This window comes from Candidatus Chloroploca asiatica, assembly GCF_002532075.1.
Classification (GTDB): Bacteria; Chloroflexota; Chloroflexia; order Chloroflexales; family Chloroflexaceae; genus Chloroploca; species Chloroploca asiatica.
Genome location: NZ_LYXE01000148.1, coordinates 1 through 25,681 on the forward strand (window position 1 = coordinate 1; position 25,681 = coordinate 25,681).

Annotated in this window: 17 protein-coding genes; 7 read left to right on the forward strand and 10 right to left on the reverse strand. The window is 58.2% G+C overall.

Going from position 1 to position 25,681, the window contains the following annotated elements; all coding sequences use genetic code 11:
• Window positions 1-336 precede the first annotated feature (336 nt).
• A complete protein-coding gene (locus A9Q02_RS18090) occupies window positions 337-1,578 on the forward strand; it encodes a glycosyltransferase (RefSeq protein ID WP_097654484.1) in 1,242 nt (413 codons plus the stop codon).
• 297 nt (window positions 1,579-1,875) lie between these two features.
• Here A9Q02_RS18090 and A9Q02_RS18100 read toward each other — a convergent pair whose 3' ends face one another.
• Complete coding sequence (locus A9Q02_RS18100; RefSeq protein WP_097654486.1) at window positions 1,876-3,987, reverse strand: alpha-amylase family glycosyl hydrolase; 2,112 nt, start codon at window positions 3,985-3,987, stop codon at window positions 1,876-1,878.
• 456 nt (window positions 3,988-4,443) lie between these two features.
• Here A9Q02_RS18100 and A9Q02_RS18105 point away from each other — a divergent pair, with 456 nt between their 5' ends.
• Both A9Q02_RS18105 and coaE read left to right on the forward strand, forming a co-directional pair.
• A complete protein-coding gene (locus A9Q02_RS18105; RefSeq protein ID WP_097654487.1) occupies window positions 4,444-6,408 on the forward strand; it encodes an amidohydrolase in 1,965 nt (654 codons plus the stop codon).
• A gap of 4 nt (window positions 6,409-6,412) precedes the next feature.
• Window positions 6,413-7,042 (forward strand): dephospho-CoA kinase, encoded by a 630-nt coding sequence (coaE, locus tag A9Q02_RS18110; protein ID WP_097654488.1) that lies wholly within the window; start codon window positions 6,413-6,415, stop codon window positions 7,040-7,042.
• Window positions 7,043-7,340: 298 nt separating this feature from the next.
• On the opposite strand, the gene A9Q02_RS18115 is transcribed toward coaE, so the two are convergent.
• From A9Q02_RS18115 to A9Q02_RS18145, 7 genes are all read right to left on the reverse strand, one after another.
• Window positions 7,341-8,117: an enoyl-CoA hydratase-related protein gene (locus A9Q02_RS18115; RefSeq protein WP_245860667.1), complete on the reverse strand. Its 777-nt coding sequence runs from the start codon at window positions 8,115-8,117 to the stop codon at window positions 7,341-7,343.
• A gap of 33 nt (window positions 8,118-8,150) precedes the next feature.
• The gene (locus tag A9Q02_RS18120; RefSeq protein ID WP_097654490.1) at window positions 8,151-9,155 is read right to left on the reverse strand and encodes an ABC transporter ATP-binding protein; all 1,005 of its coding nucleotides are present in this window, start codon (window positions 9,153-9,155) and stop codon (window positions 8,151-8,153) included.
• Between the two features lie 23 nt (window positions 9,156-9,178).
• On the reverse strand, window positions 9,179-10,132 hold the full coding sequence (locus tag A9Q02_RS18125) for an ABC transporter ATP-binding protein (protein ID WP_097654505.1): 954 nt from the start codon (window positions 10,130-10,132) through the stop codon (window positions 9,179-9,181).
• A gap of 69 nt (window positions 10,133-10,201) precedes the next feature.
• Window positions 10,202-11,194 (reverse strand): ABC transporter permease, encoded by a 993-nt coding sequence (locus tag A9Q02_RS18130; protein ID WP_097654491.1) that lies wholly within the window; start codon window positions 11,192-11,194, stop codon window positions 10,202-10,204.
• Window positions 11,195-11,308: 114 nt separating this feature from the next.
• Entirely contained in the window at window positions 11,309-12,502 is a 1,194-nt protein-coding gene (locus A9Q02_RS18135) for an ABC transporter permease (RefSeq protein WP_097654492.1), read from the reverse strand.
• Between the two features lie 169 nt (window positions 12,503-12,671).
• The gene (locus A9Q02_RS18140; RefSeq protein ID WP_097654493.1) at window positions 12,672-14,615 is read right to left on the reverse strand and encodes an ABC transporter substrate-binding protein; all 1,944 of its coding nucleotides are present in this window, start codon (window positions 14,613-14,615) and stop codon (window positions 12,672-12,674) included.
• 305 nt (window positions 14,616-14,920) lie between these two features.
• Window positions 14,921-17,986, reverse strand: a complete 3,066-nt coding sequence (locus tag A9Q02_RS18145) for a PAS domain S-box protein (RefSeq protein ID WP_097654494.1) — start codon at window positions 17,984-17,986, stop codon at window positions 14,921-14,923.
• 194 nt (window positions 17,987-18,180) lie between these two features.
• Between A9Q02_RS18145 and A9Q02_RS18150 the strand changes: the two genes are divergently transcribed.
• On the forward strand, window positions 18,181-19,860 hold the full coding sequence (locus A9Q02_RS18150) for a lipase family alpha/beta hydrolase (RefSeq protein WP_097654495.1): 1,680 nt from the start codon (window positions 18,181-18,183) through the stop codon (window positions 19,858-19,860).
• An 8-nt stretch (window positions 19,861-19,868) separates the two neighbouring features.
• Window positions 19,869-20,072 (forward strand): hypothetical protein, encoded by a 204-nt coding sequence (locus tag A9Q02_RS18155; protein WP_245860669.1) that lies wholly within the window; start codon window positions 19,869-19,871, stop codon window positions 20,070-20,072.
• Window positions 20,073-20,080: 8 nt separating this feature from the next.
• Here A9Q02_RS18155 and A9Q02_RS18160 read toward each other — a convergent pair whose 3' ends face one another.
• Window positions 20,081-20,407: a hypothetical protein gene (locus tag A9Q02_RS18160; protein ID WP_097654497.1), complete on the reverse strand. Its 327-nt coding sequence runs from the start codon at window positions 20,405-20,407 to the stop codon at window positions 20,081-20,083.
• An 88-nt stretch (window positions 20,408-20,495) separates the two neighbouring features.
• A complete protein-coding gene (locus A9Q02_RS18165; RefSeq protein ID WP_097654498.1) occupies window positions 20,496-21,491 on the reverse strand; it encodes a polyprenyl synthetase family protein in 996 nt (331 codons plus the stop codon).
• A 131-nt stretch (window positions 21,492-21,622) separates the two neighbouring features.
• On the opposite strand from A9Q02_RS18165, the gene A9Q02_RS18170 reads away from it, so the two are divergent.
• A complete protein-coding gene (locus A9Q02_RS18170; protein ID WP_245860676.1) occupies window positions 21,623-24,082 on the forward strand; it encodes a penicillin acylase family protein in 2,460 nt (819 codons plus the stop codon).
• Complete coding sequence (locus A9Q02_RS18175) at window positions 24,079-25,680, forward strand: alpha-amylase family glycosyl hydrolase (RefSeq protein ID WP_097654499.1); 1,602 nt, start codon at window positions 24,079-24,081, stop codon at window positions 25,678-25,680. Before A9Q02_RS18170 ends, A9Q02_RS18175 begins: the two co-directional genes overlap by 4 nt.
• Window position 25,681 lies beyond the last annotated feature (1 nt).

The window sequence follows — 25,681 nt, forward strand, 5'->3', positions numbered from 1 at the left end:
CTTTCTACGATCGGTGTTTGTTACCATAATCGTAGCAGAAATGGTCATGACCCGCACATTATCTGAAAAACCTACCCCCAAAAGGGGCGGGGCACCCGCAAGGGGTACCCGTACCGGGGCGGGGCACCCGCAAGGGGTGCCCGTACCGGGGCGGGGCACCCGCAAGGGGTGCCCCTACACCGGGCCCGCCCCCCGGCCCTTGCGGGTGCCTTGGCGGGGTGCATACACGGAAGATGCAATCGCCCTGAGGGATTGGCCCGATGGGGTGGATGGATCGGCGCTTTTCTTTTACACTGTGCGGAGGAAACAACGTGGTTGGGATGGGTAGGACTTGAGATGAGACAACGCAAGATCAACATACTTACGGTGGGTTCGCGGGGGGATGTGGAGCCGTATGTGGCGCTGGGGGTGGGGTTGCAGCAGGCGGGTTATGCGGTGACGCTGGCGACCGAGGCTGGTTTTGAGGGTTTGGTGCGGGAGCATGGGCTTGCTTTTGCGCCGTTGCGGGCCGAATTTATCCGTCTAGCGCAGAGTAGCGAAGGCAAAGCGGCGCTGGCGGGCAAGAATCCTTTTGGGTTGATGCAGCGGATCAAGCCAATGCTGCGCAACATCCTTGATGATGCATGGGCGGCAAGTCAGCAGGCCGAGGCAATTATCTACCATCCGAAGGCATTGGCGGGGTATCATCTTGCCGAGAAATTACAGGTACCCGGATTTTTGACGATGATGCTTCCGGCATATTCGCCCACACGGATCTTTTCTAATCCTGCGCTGGGTGGGCAAAATTATGGTGACTGGGTCAACTGGTTTACCTATACGCTCTTTTTGCGAGGCGCAACCTTGCCATACCGCAGCTTGATCAATGGGTGGCGCAAAGAGCGGTTGGGGTTGCCGCCTTTTCGTGATGATACGATCTTGCGTGGCAAACCTGTGCCCAAAATCTACGCCTATAGCCAGCATGTCGTGCCAAATCCACCTGATTGGGACGCCTCTACCTTTGTGTCGGGCTACTGGTTTCTTCCGTCTTCACCTTCGTGGCAGCCTTCGGCGGCGTTGGAGGCCTTTCTTGCCGAGGGGCCACCACCGGTCTATGTTGGGTTTGGGAGCATGGCCTCGCAGGATGCGGCGCGCACAACGAAGCTTGTGCTCGAGGCGGCAGCGCAGGCGGGGCAACGGGTGATGTTGGCGAGCGGATGGGGAGGGCTGGGCACGGCAGATCTCCCAGCGACCGCGTTTGCGTTGGAAGCCGCCCCGCATGCGTGGCTCTTTCCGCGCTGTGCGGCGGTGGTGCATCATGGGGGGGCCGGAACGACTGGCGCCGGGCTCCGGGCGGGCAAGCCTGCGGTGATCTGTCCATTTTTTGGCGATCAACCCTTTTGGGGACAACGGATCTTTGAGCTTGGGGTGGGGCCGTGGCCGGTGCCGCAGAAGAAATTGACGGTAGACCGGCTCGCCCGGGCGATCGACGCAGCGGTGAGTGATCAGGCGATGCGGCAGCGAGCCGAGGCGCTGGGGGCGAAGATCCGGGCCGAAGACGGGGTTGCCCGGGCGATTGAGTTTATGCGTACATCGCTGTGATGAAGCTTTACCATGCAGATAAGGAAGGTTTGTTTGACGCAAAGGCGCAGAGGCGCAAAGGTTTGATGGAGCGGCACCAGGGCACCCGCAAGGGGTGCCCCTACAGGGGCGGGCCCGGTGTAGGGGCACCCCTTGCGGGTGCCCTTGCGGGTGCCCTTGCGGGTGCCCTTGCGGGTGCCCTTGCGGGTGCCTTGGCGGGGTGAATACACAGAAGATGCAATCTCTGGGAGCGAGGGCGTCCCGCCCTCGCTCCCAGGGTGCAGAAACATCAGAAAATTTACGTTACACTCTCCTTGTCTACAACTCAAAACAATACACCCCAAACGGCGCCAACTCAAGCTGACGGATACTCGCTGCCTCGCTACTCGGGGCACCAAATGGGGCAAGCCCGAGTCGATCCACGAGTTTGCCCCGCTTCCAGCGCCCTGGCAGTTCAATCGTAGCAGTGATCGGCAGCGCTCCTGTGTGCATCACCCCCAGCAACCGCCGTCCCGCATATTCACGGATCACGATCATCACCTGCGATCGATCACAGCGCACGTCGCGAAACAAAGTACGACCATACCGTAACGCTGGCTCGGCCTGCCAAAGTTTCAGCAAAGCCTGCACAAACACCTCGTCGTGACGCTCCTGGCTCATCCAGAGTGAGGGAATAAAACCGCAGATGACCATGCCTGCCAGCATCATCCGACTCAAGCGCGAGCCACGCAAACCATCGGCCAGCGGGTTGATCCGCGCTGTGTCGTGACTCTCGGTAAAACCGATCCGGGCCGCACCCCATGGACGTGTCTGGAACAGATCATCCAGATAGACCCCGAGCTCGGCTGCTTCCATGCGTTGCAGCGCGGTATGCACAAACATATGATGCGCTGCATAATCATAGACTGCATCACACACGGCGCTCGAGGCCGCTCCCGCATGGGTCGAAAAGAGGGTGAACGCCCAACCCTGTTCGGCAAACGTGCGACGGACATGGCTCAACCAGGTGAGTGGAACCAGTGCGTGATCGCTGGCGTGCCCTGGCATCGAACGTTTCCAGTTGGCAAACGGACTATATGGCCCCAGGGCACGAAACCCATCAAGCTGAAAGGTATCGGCCAGGTGACAGACATGATCGAACAACAATTGTTGCACTTCGCTGTTGTGCCAATCAAGATAATAGCCGCCAGGATACGCCACAGCCCCGGGGTGGCGACTCACCGCTGGTACATGCTCAGGCTCAGACCATGCGAGACGGCCCATTTCGTCACGCACAAACCAGTCAGGATGTTCATGGACATACCGCGACGAGGGGGTACACCCTTGCAAGGGGAGGTCAAGGATGACCTTCACCGCACGTTCATGCGCCCGTGCCACCAGGTAGCGCAGATCGGCATCGGTTCCCTGAGCAGGCGCAAGCGTCGCGAGATCGGAAAAGGCATCAGCCTGACTATCGTCAGTATGGATCGGGCGTAAAACGAGCGTCCCGATCCCCAGGTCAGCAAGCCGATCCACTTCATGGGCCAGGGCCGCTAAGCCACCATGCAATGCCGCACTGGTCGTATAGATCGCCGTTCGTTCAAACCGATCAACCTGTGGCCCATAGACGTCGGGGCAGGTCACCTGGGCAAAACGCTCACGGGCTATCGGCCACGCTTCATCAAGCAAGAGGAGATACTGCGCTCCAACTTCAAGTCGTTCGTTCGCTTCAAGCGCGCCCACAACGCCAACCTCGTGAGCAAACGAGACAGCATCAACCCAACCCGGCGTTCCTTCGACAAAGGGTAAGGCGGCATCGGTCAAGCTGTCGTACCAGCAGAGCAACGTCTGATCTGGAAGGCCGCCATGCATCGCGAGCAGGCCAAGGCCCTGCGTTGGCGCAGGCTCAAACGCCCCACCACCACGCAAGCCCGGCGCAAACACGCGTCGCGGCAAGGCATCCCGCCGCTGGGTACTCGCAAGATCCAGCGATACCCGTGGGCGCACACTATTGCCAGGTGCCTCGACGCGACACTGCTGCGGGTTGCCCACCCGTACGTTCGGCAACCAGAACCGCAGGCCATAGATCCGTACGGCATCCAGGCCAACATTCTCGATCTGCACCGAACGCTCCACCAGATCACCACGCAAGGTGTAATACTCGCGCACCTTCAGTGGCCCCAACCCAATCGCGATCATCACCTCTAATGCATCATCACGTTTAGCCAGCGTGTGCCAGAGAAACCGCGGAAAGGAGCGCACCGCCGTCCATCCTGTTCCATGGCCCAGCGCAATGTCTAGGCCCGTATGAAGCGGCCCATGCCCCAGCACATTCAAGCCGCCAGGACGTGCCAGCACAACCAGAGCGCCATTCTCACGCGACCAGCCAAGCTCAAGGAAGGCGGTGCGCAAACGCACTTCACTACCTGTCTCGATCAGATCGCCTTGCACAATGCTATACCCTGGTTCTAGATCGCCCGCTTCATACCAATGCTGTTTGAAGATGCCCCATTGTCATTACTGAGGAGCGTGAAGCATCTCTGCCGTCGGGACGCCTGAGACTCTTCGCTTCGCTCAGGGTGACAATCCGCCATACGCAACGGTGCCTGGTATCAGGTGATCAAATATGATGAACTCAGGCTTTATTATAGCATCCCGACCCTATAGCATCCTAAACGCAATACGTTTCAAATAAAGACGAGATGAGACCTCACAGGTCTGCGAGATCTGTGAGGTCTCGTCTAGCGGATTCATTTCTGGAAGACCATAAGCCGGCACTCTTATTTACCACCCAGATAGGACTGCTATATATGGCGAAGTCGCCCTGGGTAGGGTTGTTATCTGCACAGACTTCCCCTGGAAAGTGAGGTAGAATATCAACAATCATATGAAGGGAGATTGCTGACCATGCAAGAAAAGATAGATGTGCTGCTCATTGGCGGTACCGTAGTGACGATGGATGCCAACTGGACGATCATTGCCGATGGTGCTGTGGCGGTGAAAGATAAACGGATCCTCGCCGTTGGCCCAACCCCGATGATCGTCGATCAGTATAGCGCAGACACGATCATTGATTGCGCCGGGTGCGCGATCATGCCCGGTCTGATCAATGCCCATGCGCACGTCCCAATGAGTCTGTTGCGCGGGATGGTTGCCGATCAGCAATTGGACGTCTGGCTCTTTGGTTATATGTTCCCCGTCGAGAGCCAGTTTGTTGATGCCGAGTTTTCCTATGTCGGTACCTTGCTCTCGTGTGCCGAGATGCTCCGTGGGGGCACGACGACCTTTGTTGACATGTACTATTTTGAAGAGGAGGTCGCCCGCGCCGCCGACGAGTCTGGGATGCGTGCGATCTGCGGGCAGACCGTGATGCGCTTGCCTACGCCCGATGCCACCTCGTTTGACGAGGGTATCGAGCGCTCACGTCGCTTTATGGAAGCCTGGCATACCCACGAGCGCATTGTGCCGACAATTGCTCCGCACGCCCCTTATACCTGCACCGACCAGATCTACCATGAAGCCTCGGCGCTCTGCAAGGCCTTTGGCGTCCCACTGATTACCCATCTCTCAGAAACGGCTCGCGAGGTCGAAGAGAGCATCCGTGATCGCGAGGTGACCCCGATTCGCTATGCCAAGCGTGTTGGGGCTTTTGATGTGCCCTGCATCGCCGCCCATTGCGTCCACGCTACCGAAGATGATATGCGCCTCCTCCGCGAGGCTCAGGTCGGCGCAGTGCCATGTCCAACGAGTAACCTCAAACTTGCTAGTGGCATCGCGCCCATTCGCCGCTTGATCGAAGTCGGCGTACGCACAGGCCTCGGTACCGATGGGCCAGCTTCCAATGATGACCAGGATATGTTTACCGAGATTCAGCTCGCTGCGCTGCTCCCCAAAGGCGTCAGCGGCGACCCAACCGCCGTGCCCGCCCGCGATGCGCTCGCCATGGCAACCTGCTGGGGTGCCCGTGCGATCCATCTCGACCATTTGACTGGCTCACTTGAGCCTGGCAAGCAGGCTGATATCGCTGTCGTGGGGCTCGGACGCTTGCATAGCGCCCCTCGCTACACCTATAGCAACGATGCGATCTATTCGCACCTTGTCTATGGTGCCCGTGCCGCTGATGTTCGCGATGTGTTCGTTGATGGTCGAGCGCTCTTGCTCAATGGTGCCCTGCAAACACTTGATGAAGAGGCGATCCTGCGCCAGTCACAGGTGATCGCCGAACGCATCAATGCCTTCCTCGCCAGCCGTGAACGCGACCTGCTCGCCAAGATTATTGCCCTCGGTGGCGTCGAACAGGCCGAGATCTTTGAGATCCAGGTCAAGGCGCACCTCGATAGTGAGGCCGCAGTTGAAGCGCTGCTCAAGAGCCCCGAGGTGACGATTAGCAAGCAGAGTGTGCGTACGCAGTACGATACGTACTTTCTTTTCCAGAATGAGGAACGCATCCGCATTCGTGAAGATCATCGCACTGATCCCGGCGCACGTCCCGAACCCAAGTATACGATCACCCTGATGGCTGAAGCCGTTCGTGGTGAATATCCAGACGCGATCGTGCTTTCACGGGCACGCTACACAGCCCATGCCGATCACAGTGCCCGTTTTTATCGCGAGTATTTCCAGCCCGACCGGGTTCACGAACTCGAGAAGCAGCGCCGACGCTGGCGCATCATCTACAAGGGCTACGATTTTGCCCTCAACCTCGATACGCTCGCCCACGGAACCGACCCTGGCCCCTACCTCGAAATTAAAGCCCGTACCTGGAGTAGCCGTGACGCCGCTCACCGTGCCGAGCTCATTGGTGAACTGCTCAATCTGGCTGGTCTCGGCGAGCGCAATCTGGTCAAGCAAGAGTATGTAGAGATGGGGTGACGGGGTGAAGAACAGCAGTATCTATCTGCTTGGCCTCACTGGAGGCGTCGCCTGTGGCAAGAGTACGGTGCTCACGCTGCTGGAAGAGCTTGGCGCCCAGACGCTCGACGCCGACCAGGTAACCCATCGTGTCCAGGTACCCGGCACACCTGTCTATGCACAGATCCTGGCTGCCTTTGGCCCAGAGATTGTGCCTGCCCCTGGCGCACCTATCGATCGTCGGCACCTGGGAGCGCTTGTCTTTAGCGATCCCGCCCGCCTGCGCGAGCTCGAGCAGATCGTCCACCCGGCAGTGCGCACCGAGATCCGCGCCTTCCTCGACACGGCTGGTACTGGAACGCCCCCACCAGGCTTTGCACACCCAGTTGTCGTGCTCGACGCCATCAAACTGATCGAGTCAGGCTGGATCAACGAATGTGACCAGGTCTGGGTCGTCACCTGCCCCGAAGACCAGCAGATCGCCCGCCTGATGGCAACGCGTGGCTTCAACGAAGCCGAAGCCCGCCAGCGCGTCACCGCCCAGATACCCCAGGCCAACCGCTTGCCCTATGCGACGGTCGTTATCGACAACAGCGGCACCCTGGCAGAGCTGCGCGCCCAGGTGGGAGCAGCCTGGGCAACGGCCCTCCCGTAGGGGCACGGCTTGCCCGTGCCCCACCGACGCGCCCCATGGAAGAAAGGGCACGGGCAAGCCGTGCCCCTACAGCCGCCGTGCCCCTACAGCCGCCGTGCCCGCATCGCCGTGCCCCACCGACGCGCCCGTAGGGGCACGGCTTGCCCGTGCCCCCGCCGTGCCCCCGCCGTGCCCCCGCCGTGCCCGCATCGCCGTGCCCCACCGACGCGCCCGTAGGGGCACGGCTTGCCCGTGCCCCCGCCGTGCCCCGCCGCCGTGCCCCTGCCCGCCCCCGTAGGGGCACGGCGCCGCCGTGCCCCTACGGGAGGGTGCTCCACGCAGGGCGTCGCTTCTCAAGAAAGGCCCGCAAGCCCTCTTGCCCCTCGGCACTGGTACGAGCAGCAGCAATCGCGCCGACTACATAATCACGCGCTTCGATTGGTGGCAACGTGCTAACGGCGGCAATAAGCGCCTTGGCTTCGGCCACCGCCTGCGGACCACACAACATATATGCCTCAAGCGCACGCACAACCGCCGTCTCAAGCTCAGCTTCGGGAACAATTTCATGCACCAGGCCAATTGCCAGCGCATGCTGGGCTGAAAACCGCTGCGCACTGGTAAAGAGCGCACGGGCATGGCCGGGGCCAATCTTGGGCACCACGTAGCGCGCAATGACCGCCGGTAGCAAGCCCAAGCGCGCCTCGGTAAAACCAAAACTGGCCGTCTCAGAAGCAATCACCATGTCGCAACAGGCAACCAGCCCGATCCCACCACCAAGCGTCGCCCCATGCACACATCCGATCACCGCCTGGGGCAACTCATTGAGGGCGGCGAACATCGCATCAAGCTGTCCGGCATCCTCAAGATTTTCTTCATGACTAAAAGCCATGCTCGCCTGCATCCAGTGCAGATCGGCCCCGGCACAAAAAGCCACACCCTCACCCCGCAAGACGAGCACGCGCACCGAACGATCCCGCGACACCTCGGCGCACACCTCGCACAGCGCGGCAATCAACGCCGCATTGAAGGCATTGCGCACCTCGGGCCGCCGTAGCGTCAGCGTTGCAATGGCACCGTCACGCGTCAATTCAAGCATAGTGATCCTGATGATGAAAAGCGCTTGAACCCCTCAAAACTCCCCGGCAAAATGGCAGGCGGCCCAGTGACCTTTGCGTTTCTCTTCAAACGCCGGATCCTGTTCTTTGCAGATATCACGGGCAATCCAGCAACGGGGATGAAAGCGGCATCCCTGCGGCGGATTGATCGGACTCGGCACATCGCCCTGCAACACAATGCGATCACGGCGCGTCGTTGGATCAGCACTCGGAATCGCCGAGATCAACGCTTTGGTGTACGGATGCAATGGCTCACGGAAGAGATCATCACGGCCTGCCAGTTCGACCATTTTACCGAGATACATCACGCCAACGCGATCACTGATGTGCTCAACCACGGCCAGGTTGTGGGCAATAAAGAGATAGGTGAGGCCAAATTCACGCTGCAGATTCTTCAGCAGATTCAGCACTTGCGACTGGATCGACACATCAAGCGCACTGACTGGCTCATCACACACCACCAGCTTGGGTTCCATGATCAACGCCCGCGCAATGCCAATGCGCTGACGCTGCCCACCCGAGAACTCGTGGGGAAACCGGTTCATCTGATTGGCATGCAAGCCTACTCGCCCCAACACTTCGCGCACCCGTTCACGGCGTTCAGCCGAAGAGCCGATATTATGGATTACCAGACCCTCGGCGATGCTCTCGCCAACCGTAATGCGGGGATCGAGCGAAGCGTAGGGATCCTGGAAGACAATCTGCATATCGCGGCGCAACAACTTCATCTGGCGACTGCCCGAGCGGAGCACATCTTTGCCCTCAAAGAGCACTTCGCCTGACGTTGCTTTTTCAAGGCGCAGCACGGTACGGCCCGTCGTCGTCTTGCCACAACCGCTCTCGCCCACCAGACCAAGCGTCTCGCCACGTTTGACGGCAAAACTCACCCCATCAACCGCCTTGACCGTCGCTACCGTGCGGCGCAACACACCACCCTTGATCGGAAAATACTTTTTCAGATCATTCACTTCAAGCAACACATTGGGATCTGCTGGCGCAGATGTTGGTACTGTTGTCATACGTCTTCTTCCTCAACCTACCATCATTCAAACAACCAGCAACGCACCTTGCGTCCATGTTCGAGCGCAACCATCGGGGGTGCCTCATCGCACTTCTCGAATCGATGGCTGCACCGCGAGGCAAAGCGACACCCAGTAGGCGGATTGATCAGGCTCGGCACCGTACCGGGAATAACAGCGAGTTCTTCGCGCACCTCACCGAGCACCGGCATCGAATTGAGCAACCCGACCGTATAGGGATGTTTCGGTTCAGCAAAGATCGCCCTGACACTAGCATACTCGACCACCTGGCCGGCATACATCACAATCACATTGTCGGCCATTTCGGCGACAACGCCCATATCGTGGGTAATCAGGATAATCGCCGTATCGATCTTTTCGCGCATCTCGCGCATCAAGTCGAGGATCTGGGCCTGGATCGTCACATCAAGCGCCGTCGTGGGCTCATCAGCGATCAGCAACTCGGGGGTACAGGCCAGCGCCATTGCAATCATCACACGCTGGCACTGCCCACCCGACAACTCGTGCGGATACTGATTCATCCGGCTCGCCGGATCAGGCAGACCCACCATCGTCAGCAACTCGATGCACCGACGCTCAGCCTCTTCACCCGTCAAACCCTGGTGAATATTGAGCGTCTCGGTGATCTGAGCGCCGACACGAAAGACGGGATTAAGAGCGGTGGTCGGTTGCTGAAAAATCATCGAGATCCGGTCACCCCGAATCTTGCGCATATCCTCTTCGCTCTTAGCCAGCAGATCCTCGCCATCAAAGATCATGCGGCCCTCGACCACACGACCGGGACGGCTGATCAAACGCAAAATTGACAGGGACGTGACACTCTTACCCGAACCACTCTCCCCAACAATACTGAGGGTCTCGCCACGTTTGACCTCAAAGTCAACGCCATCTACAGCCTGCACAACCCCTTCATCGGTAAAAAAATGGGTCTTGAGGCCCTCTACGCGCAACAAAATGCGCTTGTCACTACTATCAACTGCTTGTTGAACCCGTGCAGATGTCTCTGGTGCGGTAGCCACAGACTCTTATCCTCTCTGGCGCGGATCAAGCGCATCACGCAGACCATCACCGATATAGTTAATAGCAATCGAGCAGAAGAGAATGGGCAAACTAGGAATCAACGGCATCCAGGGATGCTGGAACATATAGCTCTGCGCAAACGAGAGCATATTGCCCCAGGTTGGCGTCGGATCCTGGATCCCGAACCCGAGAAAGCTGAGTGCCGACTCAGCCACAAGCGTCGCATTGATGCCAAGGGTAAAGTCAACAATCATCGGTGGTAACGCATTCGGAAAGACGTGACGACCAAGGATGCGCACATTCGAAGCCCCGAGCGCACGTGACGACTCGATATAGACATTCTCACGCACCGAAAGCACCATCCCTCGCATCAAACGGGCAGTTCCTGTCCACCCAAAGAGCGAGAGCACCAGGATGACGGCAAAAATAATGCGCGCCTCACGTGGACTTACGGCAAAAACCCAGGCTAGAAAGTTCGCAAAGAAATCTGGTATTGGAATACTATTAATATTTTGCACCAGAATCGAAGACATAATCAACAAAAGGAGTAAGGTTGGAAACGTTGCGACCACCTCAAGGGTTCGGCTAATGACAATATCCACCCAACCGCCAAAGTAGCCCGCAATCATCCCAAGCAGAATCCCGATTGTCGAGGCAATCAGGGTCGCAAAAAAGGCCGTCCCGAGCGACACCCGCGATGCATAGAGCAACCGGGTATAGAAATCGCGCCCCAGGTGATCGGTGCCAAAGAGCCGGAAATTGCCCTGCGAGTCAACGGTAAACGGGGGCACAAAGCGGGTCTGCAAGCTTGGCGCATCACGAGGAAAGGGAGCAATCACAGGGGCAAGCGCAGAAATGATCACCAGCATCACAAGCAAGACCAGGCTAACGACGGCGATCTTATGCTTGCGAAAGCGACGAAGCACAATTTGCCATTGCGTCTCTGATGGCGCTCGTGAGGTCTCGTCACCTGGTACAACTGTGGTTGTTGCAGTCATCCACTCTTTTCCTTCGGCAAGGTTTCAGGCTAGTTTACCGATCAGGGCTATGCAACGCGTTTTGTGACGCACGCTCTGCCTGCTGACCCCCAAAACCGTGTCTTATATGCACATTTAACCCAAACGGATCCGGGGATCAACGATGGTATACAAAATATCGGTGATCAGAATGCCGATCAACAGCAACACCACATTGATAAAGAGCAAGGCCATGACCACATTGTAATCATTGCGCCCAAGCGCATCAATAAAGAGGCGTCCGAGACCAGGCCAGTTAAAGACCGACTCGGTGATCAACGCACCTCCAAACAGCGCCGCGAGCACACCAGCCAGCAGGGTCACAAACGGGATCAGCGAGTTCCGCAAGGCATGTTTGGTAATCACTACCTGCTCACGGACACCCTTAGCACGGGCGGTACGCACATAATCCTGCTGCAATACTTCAAGCATACTACCGCGGACAAAGCGGCTCCAGCCGGCAATATTGATAAACGTCAGCACACTCACCGGCATCAAAAAGCGCAGGAAACGATCGAGGAACGAACCAGCCTGTACGGTACCAATCCAGGGGATCGTATAGTCACGCACCCCAACGGCATCGCCCGGAGGCAAAAAGGGCAACCCGGCCCGTTGGGCCAGCACTGAAAAGATCAGAATGGCAAAAATACCAAAGACAAAACTGGGCAACGAGGAACCAATGAAGGCAATTGTCGTCATCGTATAGTCAAAGCGTGAATACTGCTTGACTGCCGAATAGATCCCGATGGGTACCCCGATCAGGATCGCGAGCAGAATCGAAGCCCCCATCAGCGAGAGGGTATAGGGCAAACGGGTTGCGATCAGGTCACTTACCGGGCGATCACGCAAAATCACTTGACTCACGCCAAAATCCCCAAAGAACACCCCACGACTCACGCGGCGCCCCTCGAGTTCGGCTAGGGTCAGGTAATCAGCACAGCCCTCTTCCACTAGTTCAAACGTACCATCAGGATAGACCAGGCGGACTTGCCCAGGCGTCTGACAGCCAATCGCCCAATCAGCCCCAACCGAACCAAAGAGCGGGCCTGAGGGCCAACCGATCAGCCAGCGCGTAAAGCGAAAGGGCAGATAGACATCAAGATCAAAGCGCTGTTGCACCCGCTGAATATCAGCCTGATTGATCCGATCCTGCCCCGAATTCTGACGTTCAGCCAGCAACGCATCAACAGGGCCACCGGGCACAAGATAGAGCAACCCGTACGACAGCAGAGCCGCAACAATCGTCACCACAAACATCTGAAAGATGCGTCGAACAAGAAATGCTACCATCGCCAACCCATTCGCCCTGGTCCCATGTGGTCGTAGACCTGCATCGTCCAGGCTTGATCACAAACTACTTCTGCCTGAGTGCCATTCGTAGGCGCGGCTGCCAGAGGCAAAGCCCCTGGCAGCCGCTTACGTTACCCCATACCCCCAGATACGCGCGATGCGCGACTTTTTACCTGATGTTCAGGTTGAAGTCGATGTGCTCCCAGGTCGAGCTTGCAATGGTAAAGGCCTGGATATCGCCGGCTGCACCAGCCTGCAACACCGTCTCAACCTCAGGTCCGGCACCAAGGGTCTCGGAACCAAGCACGTCAACCTCACCCGTCAGCAACTGGGCCACGGCCTGGTTGGTATCGGCGATGAACTTGACAACAACCGTCTTGATCTCTGGCTCACCCAGGAAGAAGTTCGGGTTCGCACGGAAGGTCATGCTCTGACCCTTCTCCCAGCTCTCCAGGATGAAGGGGCCATTGCTCAACGGCTGCTCAACGATCTCGGGCAGGCTGCTCCACTCGCTGGCCGGTACATCAGCCAGCAGGCGGCCATCACTGACCTCCTGGTGCGACGGGTAGGCCCCAATCGGTGCCAGGAAGTAGGTCGGCCACTGCACGCCAGGGAGATAGGTCACGGTGTAGCTGGTATCGCTGCTGAAATCAATCTCAGCAATCGAGTTACAGGTAGCAAACGAGACCGCACCCGAGTCAGGGTCACAGTTGATGCTATACGCAAGCTCGAAGTCGGCCTGCTTGAGTGGCTCGCCATCTTCCCAGACCTGACCCTCAACGAAGTTGTAGGTCGCAACCAGTTGCTTGAGCGTAACTGTGCCGCTCTCGTAGGTGATCGTCTCACCATTGGCATCAACGACGGTCACACCAGGGGCGAGTTCGACGGCTTCGCCATCAATGTTCCAGATGATGTCGCCAGCCGTTACTTCAATGTCCTCGTTGGTCGCAAGACCAGACTCGATGGTTGAGAGCTCAGTCTGACCCTTAGCCTGATAGTCGTAGCTATACTCAGTGGCAAAGGGGTAGCTCAGCAAGAACGCAGCCGTACGCTGGACAGCCGCACTCTCGATCAAGCTCCAGAGCGTAGCCGGCTCCTGTGTAAAGCCAAGCACCACCGTATCGCCATCGGTCAGCGTCCACTCTTGGATGTTGGCGGTGTAGTATTCGGTCGGGTCGGCAATATAACCCTGGATACGATTGCTAGCAGCCTCAGCCTCAAGGCGGTTGAAGACTGGCAGGCTCACCATATCATTGGCGAACTCTTCCTGGACAATCGCGTACTGGCGGATGCGCTCGTCGCGATCAAGCGTATTGTTGGCCGCAACGATGGCCTGGCTGGCGCGCTCGTTACACCAACCCATGTAGTTCTGACCTTCCCAGTTGTTCTCGGGGGTCGGAATCTGGTTACACGCATAGAGTGTGCGGCCAGCGGGGTCAGTCTGACCAACCCAGGCAAAGGCACCAAGCTCAAAGTCGCGGCGCGACAGGCCGGTGCTGCTGCCAAACCACCACGAGCCAGGGGCATAGGTCGGGATGACCTGAATGCCACAGGCAGCCATCTGCTGAATAAAGACCGCCGACCAGGTCTGGCGGAACTGGGCATTGGTGGTAGTGAAGCTCAGAGCCAGCAAATCACCATCGGCGTTGCTACGCGTCGGGCTTCCCGTCCAGCCAGCCTCATCAAGCAGCGCCTGGCCCTGCTCGGGATCAAACGGATAGGTGGTCACATCATTGTTGACGGCCCAGTGGCTCTTGGGGATAAAGGTATCCATCAACAAGCCGGCCTGCTGCTCCTCATCAAGGAACGGATAGACCGAGGCGATCAACTCAGGGCGATTGGTGCAGTAGGCAATTGCCTGACGCACATTAATGTCACTCAAAATCGGGTGCGGGGTCGTAAACGCTCCACCCGTCACCGGCGCACTGGGCTCCGGCTCGGCAACCACGGTCTGCTCGACGACAACCGTCTCGCGTACCGGCTCAGCAGTCTGTACTACGACAACCGTCTCTCGCACAACCTCGGTCTGCGCTGCGCCACCACAGGCTGCGAGGATGGGAACCAACACTGCCAATAGGGTTACTATGACAGCACGTCTGAAAGCAATACTCATCTTGGATTTTCCCTCCGTTAACGAAACCGCTCTTCGAAACACACGTCGAACGGGGTGCTGCACTACCGCGTATCTGGGGGAGATTTGGGTTCGCAGCCAAAACACTTGTTACTTTTGACAAGCGACCTCAGGATAACGCTGTTTCAGGAGTACGCGACCAAACCCACACAGTTGCCTGTCTGCAAGAGAATGCATCATTTTCTGTGGGGAGTATCGTACGTGGAAACAACGGCCTTTGTAGTCTTATGCAGCGAGTTTCAAGTGTTTGGCACTAATTATACGTTGCAAGTAGAGCACTGTCAAAATTATTGGTACAGTTGTAAGAAGATTGTCACCACATGAGGGTCAAAATGAGTGCCAGCTTCTTCGCGAATCATCGCAAGCGCCTTTTCGTGACTCCACGCCCGCTGGTACGGTCGGTCTGAGGTCACGGCATCATAAACATCGGCGACGGCAAAGATGCGTGCTGCAAGGGGAATTTCAAGATCACGGAGGCCCCTTGGATAGCCCGTGCCATCCCATTTTTCGTGGTGGCAATAGGGAATGTCGATCGCCTGTCGCAAGAAGGGGATCGGGCGCAAGAGTTCGTAGGCATACCCTGGGTGTAGCTTGATGACATCACGTTCGGCTTCAGTTAAGGGCCCCGGCTTGAGCAGAATCGCGTCGGGAATGCCCATCTTGCCAATGTCATGCAACAGCGCCCCCCGTCTGATATGAACAATCTCTTCTTCACTGATGCCCATCGTCCGTGCCAGTTGTACGGTCATCTCGGTGACCCGCTGTGAATGGCCTTCCGTCTCTTTGTCACGCAATTCAAGCGCCCGCGACCAACCTTCGAGCGTGGTGTCGTAGGCGAGCGTCATATCCAGGTTGGCTCGTTGCATCCGTTCAAAGAGTTCGGCGTTGTCAACTGCCACTGCTGCTTGCCCGGCCAGCGTTTCAAGGAAATCGAGCCATTCCGATTCGAACTCAAGGGGGGTGCGATGAAAGACTTCGAGCACCCCCCGCACCTGACCTTTTGCAATCAAGGGTACCGCAATATAGACTTCAAAGCCTTCGCCTGCAATCAGGCTTTTGCGTGCAAAGGCGCTCTCAGGGCTACTCAGGTGCGGCTCGATGATCGTACGCCGTTCCAGGGCGGCGCGACCTGCCAACCCTTCGCCGATCCGTACCCGTGAGGTCAAGATTACCCCTGTACGAAAACCGCGTCCGGTATGATATTCGAGCGTGAGGGTGTGCGGATGCAACAGCAACACGGCGGCTGCATCGACACCAAGCTGCTGGATCGTTTGCTCGACCAGGAAATCAAGCGTGAGCCGTACATCAAAGCTACTGGTGATCGCCCGGTCAATGGAACGTAAGGACGTCAGGCGCTGCAACCGTCGTTCCGTCTGTTCAATTAAGGTTACCCGGTAGAGCGTGCTCGCCGCAAGGTCGGCAATCGCCCCCACCAGCCGTGCCTCAGCTTCACTGATGGGGGCCGTCCGCCCAACCCACAACACGCCTATGATCGTATCGTCGGTACGTAACGGGGCGCACACGCCCGCCTGCACGCCATTGAGATCGGCGACTGGCTGAATGGAGGGGTCGTTGGCAAGGTCATTGCAGTGATACAACGCACCGGTCTCCATCACATGTCCGCTTACACCAACCCCTGCTGGAAGGCGGAGTCCGCGCAGATGCACCCACGGCCCTAGTCCGAGCTCAAAGACAGTCTCGCCACTCTGCGGGTCGCGCATCGCCAGCGCGGTCGCCTCGACCCCGACCAGAATGCAGGTCTGGGCCAGCAGGGTTGGCAGCAATTCCAGGCGGCTGGAAGTATTGCGCATAGCATCAACTAACGTCAGCAACGCCTGTCGCTCGCGATCACGCTCAACGCGGCTCGTGATCTCCTGTTTGATCGCCACAAAATGGCTCAATTGATCATCCACCAGCACCGGGGTGATCGTCATCTCTTCGCTATAGAGGCTGCCATCTTTGCGCTTGTTGATCAGTTCACCACGCCAGACCTGCCCGCTCAAAACGGTCTGCCAGAGCTCAGCATAAAAGGCCGTATCGTGATGACCTGAACGCAACATCGACGTCTTGCGGCCCATGACTTCACCGATGTCATAGCCGGTCAAGGCCGTAAACGCAGGATTGGCCCACTCGATCATGCCATTGAGATCGGTGATCACCATCGCAGTAGCGGCAACATTCAAGGCCGTGCGCAGCAGTTCAAGGTCGTGCATAGCTTGATGGCGTGCGCTGACATCGCGGATAATGCCGAGGATGATCGTTTCACCATCAATCATTGCCGAGCTTGCACTCACCTCAACCGGAAAGGAGGTGCCATCTTTGCGGCGATGTACGGTCTCAAAAACAATCCCATGCTTCACCGCCTCAGCCATCTGTTGCGGCACCAGAGCCGTCGTTTCAGGAGCACGCAACTGGCTTATGTTGAGTTGCAGCAATTCGTTGGAGGTATACCCGTAGGCAAGAGTTGCCGCCTGATTAGCCTCGATGATCTGGCCATCCGCAGGGCGCACAAAGAGAACCACATCGCGCGTATGTTCCACCAGCAAGCGGTAGCGCTCTAGGTTACGCTTACCCATCACCCGCAACGTAACATCGCGAGCCACGCCTTCAAGCGCAAGCAGCTTATTGTCGGCATCAGTCACAAGGCTATTGCTCTGCTCGATCCATTTGAGCGAGCCATCCCTGGTCAAGATACGCATAACCATGGAGGTATGCGCTTGCTTGCTTTCAATCGCACATTTGAACTGGGCTCGATCATCTGGATGCACCATTTGATTGATAAGTGCAGGATGGGCATAAAACTCATCGGCACTGTAGCCAGTCAGATCCAGAATTGATGGACTCATATAGTCAAGCCCGGGATCAGGCCCCAGGCGGTAACGGTACATGACATCAAAGGCATGTTCAACCATTGCACGAAAACGTGCCTCAGAGGCGCGTACCGCTTCAAGGGCTAGCTTTTGCTCGGTGATATCCATCGCCATCGTGAGAATCGAATGGATGCCGGTCGCTTCATCATAGACCATCGAGGCTGAAATCAGCAGAAAGATACTTTGCCCATCCCGACGCTGACGGACAACTTCCTGGCCAATAATCGAGCCCTCACGTACGACCTGGTGGCGCAATTCAGCAAACTCTTCGTGTTGCGTCTCGTGCACAATGGGCAATGGTCGCCCAATCACTTCGGCGGCTGACCAACCAAAGATCCGTTCTGAAGCTGCATTCCAGGTGAGGACAAGCCCATCGAGGGTGATGGTGTAGATAGGCTGCGGGGCAGCCTCGATCATTGCAGTGACATAACTCTGAACTTGCAGCAAGTTGTGATGCACCGGGTGGTTATGACTCGTATCCATGTAAAACAGCCTGGGCGAGAGCAACTGCGTTCTCAGGTCAGGATGAGGTACGCATCACAATAATCCAGCACAACAGTATGATGAAAACAGGGTTTGGATACCCTTTCCTAGTGTACCATGGAGGGTGTACAATTTGAATAGCTGATGCACAAGATCGCCATTCTGTAGAGCTACCCCAGAAGAGGAGAAACGCGATGACCCGTGTACCGGTGCTCTTTATCCCTGGCATCACTGGTTCGTTCAACCTGGGGGTGCTGCTCAACTGGCGCGGTCCAACGTTAAAGGATTGGAATTTTCCGCCGTTTACCGATTATGGTAAACAGTTGACGGCAGCGTTCACAGCGGCTGGCTATCGTCGTGACCACGACTTTTTTGTCGCCTTCTATGACTGGCGGATGTCGGTTAAAGATAGTGCGACAACCTATCTCAAACCCTGGATCGACCGGGCCAAGAAGCGCTCGGGGGCGTCAACCGTGATTCTGATCGGCCATAGCATGGGCGGCCTGGTGGCGCGTAGCTACCTGCAAAGCCCTGCGTATGAAGATGATGTTGCCCATCTGATTACGCTCGGGACACCCCATCGCGGTGCAGCCGATTCCTACTATGCCTGGGGTGCCGGTGAGCCAAAGTCGGATGGGCAGATCAAGCTTGTCTTCGATGTCTATCTCTGGTACCTCCGCCATGCCCATCCTTTCCAGACGGAGCTGGATCGCCTGCGCGCCATGCGTACGCTGGTACCAGGGGTGCGCGACCTTTTGCCAATTGATGGCTTTTTGCTCAATGAGGGTGGGCCTGCGCTACCCAAACGCCCCGCAACCCTGGTTGAACGCAATCTTGTGGGCGATATGCTCAATCAGCGCACAAGCATCGAGACCCTCGTTGCCCGTGTTCCCGTCACGACCATCAGCGGTATTGGCCGAGCAACCATCGCGACCATTACCGTAACGTCGCCCCCTATCCCACCGGGCGATCCGCCCCGCTTTCCCGATGGGGCACCAGTCAGCGATCAGAGTAGCATTGATGGCGACGGTACGGTCTTACGCTCGAATGCCCAGGTGAGCCATCCCCAGGTCAACAATAGCCCGCCCTTGCACGATGTCGGCCACGGGACAATGCCCGATCATCCCGCGACCATCGAGCGCATCTTTGCCTCACTCCAAGCCGATCCGCCCCCAGTGCTCGGCGGGCTTCCTGTTACCGAGCCGCGTCTGGTGATTATGACCGCCTCACCGGTGACGATGCAGGTCGAAGTCCCCACCGGCAGCGCAATGCAGGCCCCAACTGTCCTTGGTGGTACACCCGAACAGGCACCAACACGCCGCAAACGGGTAATCAAAGGGCGCGATCACGGCCATCAGGGCAAGCACCTCAATATGGTGGTGATTCCGCAGCCCGTTGCTGGTTCCTATAGCGTGCATGTGACCGGCACCGCCACAGGCGTGTTTGCGGTTGGGGCGATGTTGATCGGCGGTGAAGAGGCAATTGTGCTTGGAGGGAGTGAAACGAACGAGGGGAGCCTCAATCGCTCAGAGAACACGTCGATCACAACCCGTCATGGGCAGGTTGCGGCTGGAACCGAACTCTTCTTTGCCGTTGATTGTCAGCATCTCGATGTAGCCCCGACGATGTGGCTCGATAAGACGAGAACGATGAACCATGCCGTAGAACGCTTGCGCACGGCGATGCAAACAACCGAACCGACGGTGCTCGGTGGGGGCAGTGAGGGCGACGAGATGGTCAATGCCGCCATGCGGAGTGCCACCGAACCCTCGGATCAAGTTGACGCCCTCTGCAATCTCGCCGAACACATGCTGGGGCCCCACAACGAAGAACTGGCCGAGGCAGTCATTATGCAACTACGCGCTGTCAAGTGAAACGGGTTGTGCTCTTTCTGCGCGGTGCCATCCCGCTGCTGTTCGTGGCCGCGCTGCTGATTGCAGGGCCAACCTTGCTGGCCTGGTGGCTGATCGGCGGAACATTTGGCTGGCACCACCTGGCCGTTGGGCTCGGTGGTGCCGTGTTGCTCTTCGCCATCGGGGGCGCATGGTTGGGCTGGGCCATGGGGCGTTTCAAGCAAAAGATGTAAGTTCGTTCCTAGCCAAAGACCCGCTCGGCGGCAATTATGCGCGGCGTCACAGCGCGACGCAACCCATAGTAACGCACCGAGATCCAGCGCCCCGTTTGGCGCAATGAGGGTACCGGGTGCCGACGCAACCAGCGCAACGAACGTCGCCAGGCGAGATGAGCCAGGCGCAACATCCGATCGCGCCGACCGAGCAGAACAATCGCCAGAACCAAGGCAGGCCAGCCCGGAATGATCGGCAAGACCATGCCAAGCACCCAGACGCCGAGCAAACTCAGCCCGAGCGTGCGCCGAAACAGCGGATTCAGCTTATATTTCCCATCACGACGCAACTGCATCGATCTTCTCCTTCGCACCTACCTCGTTGCTGTTGGAAAAAGCCAGCGACGCTGGCTTTTTCCAACAGCAGAAAACCTTCTGCTCAAATTATAGCGAATCGTGATGATGAACGGATCGCTGCTGAATGAGATCTGGATGAGAAGATTGTCCAATTGCCTGAGCAATGGTGAGCAGATCGTCACACGCCTGACTCTGAGGGAGATCGCTCAAGGCCTTCTGGGCATAGTCGGTGAGGCGCAGGATCTCGTGGCAGGTCGGTGCGATCCCGTGACACCGCACTTCATTGATGGCCCACGTCTGCTCGGCGGGATCAGTGGTATCCAGTGCCGCAGCGAGGCGCTCGCTGTCGCTCTGCGCCGCAGCGAAGATCATAGGCAGCGTCACGGTTGCCATGCCCAGACGCACCGCAGCAGCAGGGGCCTCCATTGCCATATCAGCAAAGAGGCTCACCTCATCGATGAGGCGCCAGGCACACCCGAGCGCGGCCCCAAAGCGGCCAAGATCATCAATGTGTTTCTCGCCAAACCCGCCACAAATCGCCCCGGTGCGACAGGCAGCCCTGAAGAGGGAGGCATGAGCGTCAGTCATATGGTCGTAGTGCGCCCGGCGCGCTTCGTCGAAGGGCACCAGGGTGCTTGCCGGGGCAAGGGCACTTGCGCTGATCTGCATCACCGCCTCGGCATAGACATCAATGACGCGCCGATCAGGGCTCAAGGCCATTTCCCCCGAGGCGAGGGCAAAAAGATAGTCACCCACCATCAAAGGAATCCCGTGCGACCAGGGTTCGTCCGACAAGAAACCACGCCGACGGGCAGCAGCGTCAACAAGCACGTCATGCGTCCGGGTAGCCGCATGGATCAATTCAACGGCGGCAGCAACATGCGCGACCGACTCAGGATGGTAGGTGCCCATCTGTGCCGCAAGAATGACCAGCGCAGCACGCACATAGGCATCCTCGGTCGCAAAGAGATGCGTCTCAACAACCTGGATAATCGCTGTACGTTGCGCGGTGCGTTGCCGTACAATATTCTGGACGTAGCCAAGTTCGGTTGCAAGCTTTGATAAAATGGATGACGGTATCATACAATTTATTATACGTTGTTTCGGCCTCGCTGTGGGTTGACATTATAGCCGAGCACACTCACAATTGGGTTGCGTATAGGTTGATGTGCTGAATCTGATGGAACGAGGGCCACAGGCCACCAGGAGAAGCTATGTCAATGTTTGACTTTTCTCGCCTTGCCCGGGCGTTCGGGCTCACGATGGGCCTCGCCGCTGGTGCCGCTGGTGTGGGTGCCCTTGCCGCCCTGCGCCGCCCTTTGCCACGCACAACGGGGCGCGTGGCACTGCCCGGTCTGACGGCTCGTGCCACGGTTCACCGCGACCGGTGGGGCATTCCCCATCTCTATGCCAGCACGAATCAAGATCTCTTCGCCACCCTCGGTTTTGTCCATAGCCAGGATCGGCTCTGGCAAATGGAATTGCATCGCCGTACCGCCCGCGGCCAACTGGCCGAGATCTTCGGGCCAATTGCCCTCAGTTCAGACCAGTTTATCCGTACCCTCGGTTTTTCACGCGTGGCTGAATGTGAAGCTGAACTGATTGATGCTGAGACCGCATCGCTGCTTGAGGCTTATATCACTGGCATCAATCAAGGCGTTGAGGCCCTGCACGGTCGCCTCCCGCTCGAATATACGATCCTCGGGTTTCAACCACGGCCCTGGGAGCTTGTCGATATCCTCGCCTGGCCCAAGATGATGGCGCTGAATCTTTCGACCAACTGGATGAGCGAGATCTTCAATGCTCAGATGGTTGCGCTCGTTGGTGAAGACCGAGCCGCCGCACTCGCAACACGTTTTGCCGAGCATGAGCTGCTGACCTTGCCCCGGGGAACCCGTTATCCAGACGATCTCGGGGCAACCATCCTGCGCCTCGCCGGCGATGCAACACGCTTTACCGGCGATACAAGTGGGCCCCAAGGCTCGAATGCATGGGCTGTCAGCGGCGATCGCACCGTCCATGGGCGGCCTCTACTGGCAAACGATCCCCACCTTGGCCTTGGGTTGCCGGGCCTCTGGTATCTCGCCCATCTCGAAGGGGGCGATTTTCATGTCGCCGGGGTGACGATGCCCGGTACCTGTGGCGTCGTCATCGGCCATAATCGCGATATCGCCTGGGGCATGACTAATGCGCCGATTGATATCCAGGATCTCTATCTTGAGCGTCTGCATCCAGAAGATCCGACTCGGTATGCCTGGCAGGGCGAGTGGCGTACGATGGAGACGCTGCGCGAAGAGATTGTGGTCAAGGGGCAAAAAGAGGTTGTGCTGGTTGATGTGCAACTGACCAACCACGGGCCGATCATTGACCAAGTGCGCGGGCGGATTGGCGACGCTATCGTTGATCCTGGGCCCAACACGGCACTTGCCCTGCGCTGGACAGCGCTCGATCCTTCGCCAGCCCTCAGCCGGGCGGTGCTCAAACTCAACCGGGCGCGGAATTGGGACGAGTTTCGGGCGGCGCTGGCCGACTGGCATGTGCCACCTCAGAATTTTGTCTATGCCGACACCCGCGGTCAGATTGGGTACGCGCTCGCCGGCAAGATCCCGCTCCGTCCCCACGGCCATCCGCATCTGCCTGTGCCAGGGTGGGACGGGGCGTATGAGTGGCAGGGCTTTCTTCCCCCCGAGCACGTGCCGGCTAGCCTTAACCCACCCGATGGGATGGTCGTCACGGCCAATAACCGCATCGTTGGCCCCGAGCATCCGCTTGCGGCCTTGCTCCAAGGCGAATATGCCAACCCGTATCGCGCCGAGCGCATCACCACGTTGCTTGAGGCGACCGAACGCCACGATACCCGGAGTTTTGCCCAAATCCAGCAGGATGCGCTCTCGCTTCCAGGGCTGAAGCTGGCCCGTTTGATCGCCACCCTTGAACTGTCCGATCCGCTTGAACAGGCCGCCTGCGAGCTGCTGGTTGCCTGGGATGGCGTGTTGAGCATCGAGAGCAGTGCGGCAACCGTCTATGATAGCCTGCGCTACCACCTTACGCGAGTGACCTACCGCGAACTCGACGGACTGCTTGGGGTGGCTGCAGCTGTTGGTGCGTTCAGCGCGATCCCCTCGAATATCTATCTCGAACATGCGCTGCCGACCATTCTGGCCCGCATTGAAGCGACCTCCCTCCCTGATCGCCCCGACCCCTGGCTCGGCAATGAGCGCACCTGGAACGAGGTGCTCGCGCAGGCTTTCAGTCGCGCTGTCGCCGAGTTGCGCACCCGCCTTGGCCCTGAGCCAAAACGCTGGGTCTATAAACGCGTCCATACGCTGACCCTGCGCCATCCCCTGGGGAGCGTCCCGGCCCTTGCTTCGCTCTTCAACCGTGGCCCATGGCCGATGGTCGGTGACGTTGACACGGTCAATCACCAGTATGTGCCACGCGAAACAGCGGCAGGGCCAGCCTATAATGGACCCTCATATCGTCAGATCCTCGATCCAGGCGACTGGGATAACGCACGAGTCATTATTCCAACAGGGCAAAGCGGCCATCCCGCCAGCAAACACTACGCCAGCCTGACCAGTACGTGGCGCACCGGCGGGTATCTTCCTCTCTTCTGGACCCGTGAAGCCGTCGAGCGGCACACGGTCGAGACATTGATCCTGGAGTCAGCATGAAAGCATCTCATCACTGGTGGCAAACCGACGTCGTCTACCAGATCTATCCTCGTAGTTTTCAAGACAGCAATGGCGATGGCATCGGCGATCTTCCTGGCATTCGGCAACGACTTGACTATCTGCAATGGCTAGGTATTGACGCGATCTGGCTCTCGCCGATCTTCCCCTCACCAATGGCCGATTTTGGCTATGATGTCGCCAATTATGTTGATGTTGATCCAATGTTTGGCACGCTCGCCGAGCTTGACCAACTCGTGAGCGAAGCCCACCAGCGTGGGATGCGGGTGCTGCTCGATCTTGTGCCCAACCACTCATCTGATGAACACCCCTGGTTTGTCGCGGCGCGGAGTTCACGCGACAACCCGTATCGCGATTGGTATATCTGGCGCGATCCGGCCCCCGATGGCGGCCCGCCCAACAATTGGCTCAGCCATTTTGGTGGCCCTGCCTGGAGCCTCGACCCTACCACGGGGCAATATTATTTGCATCTCTTTGACCCAAAGCAGGCCGATCTCAACTGGCGCAATCCGGCGGTGCGCCAGGCGATCTATGATGCAATGCGTTTCTGGTTTGCCCGCGGCATTGATGGGTTTCGCATTGATGTGATCTGGATGCTGATCAAACATCCCGATCTGCCCGATAACCCGCCTGATCCGCAGTGGAAACCAGGCCAACCAGAACAGCACCGTCTCTTGCGGCGGCACGATCAGCATCAACCCGAGGTGCATGCGATCATTCGTGAGATGCGCATGGTCGCTGATGAGTATCAGGACAGGGTCTTGATTGGCGAGATTTATCTGCCGATTGATGATCTGGTTGCCTATTACGGCGAAAACCTTGATGGCGTGCATCTCCCCTTTAATTTCAATCTCGTGACGCTTGGTGAGTGGAACGCCCACGCGATCCGCGCATTGGTCGAGCACTACGAACGGGCCTTGCCGCCCGGTGGCTGGCCCAATTGGGTGCTTGGCAACCACGATCAACCCCGCGTCGCCTCACGTCTGGGCCAGTCAATGGCGCGCCTCGCCCAGATGTTGCTCTTGACTCTGCGCGGCACCCCGACGCTCTATTACGGCGACGAGCTCGGCATGGAAGATGTCCCGATTCCCAGCGAGCTTGTGGTTGACCCGCAAGGCATCCGAACACCGGGGCACGGGCGCGACCCCGAGCGTACGCCAATGCAATGGGACGCCACGCCGGGTGCTGGCTTTACCACGGGCACACCGTGGCTGCCGCTTGCGGTCGACTATCCTAGCCGCAACGTCACACGTCAGCAAGACGACCCGCAGAGCATGCTGGCCCTGACGCACCACCTGCTCGAACTACGGCGCGCGTCGGCAGCGCTTAACCGTGGCAGCTATGCCACCGTCGCCACGAGCGAGCCGGATCTCTTTGCTTATCTGCGCCAGGCAGGGGGTGAACAGGTTCTGGTCATCCTCAACATGGGGGCAACCCCGGTGACCCTCGACCTGAGCAGCGTTGGGCCAACCGGAACGATTGCCGCAAGTACGGGAATGCAGCGAACAGGCCACGTCACCCTCGACGCGGTCATGCTCGATGCCGTGGAAGGACTGGTCATCGCCATTGATGAGGATTGAA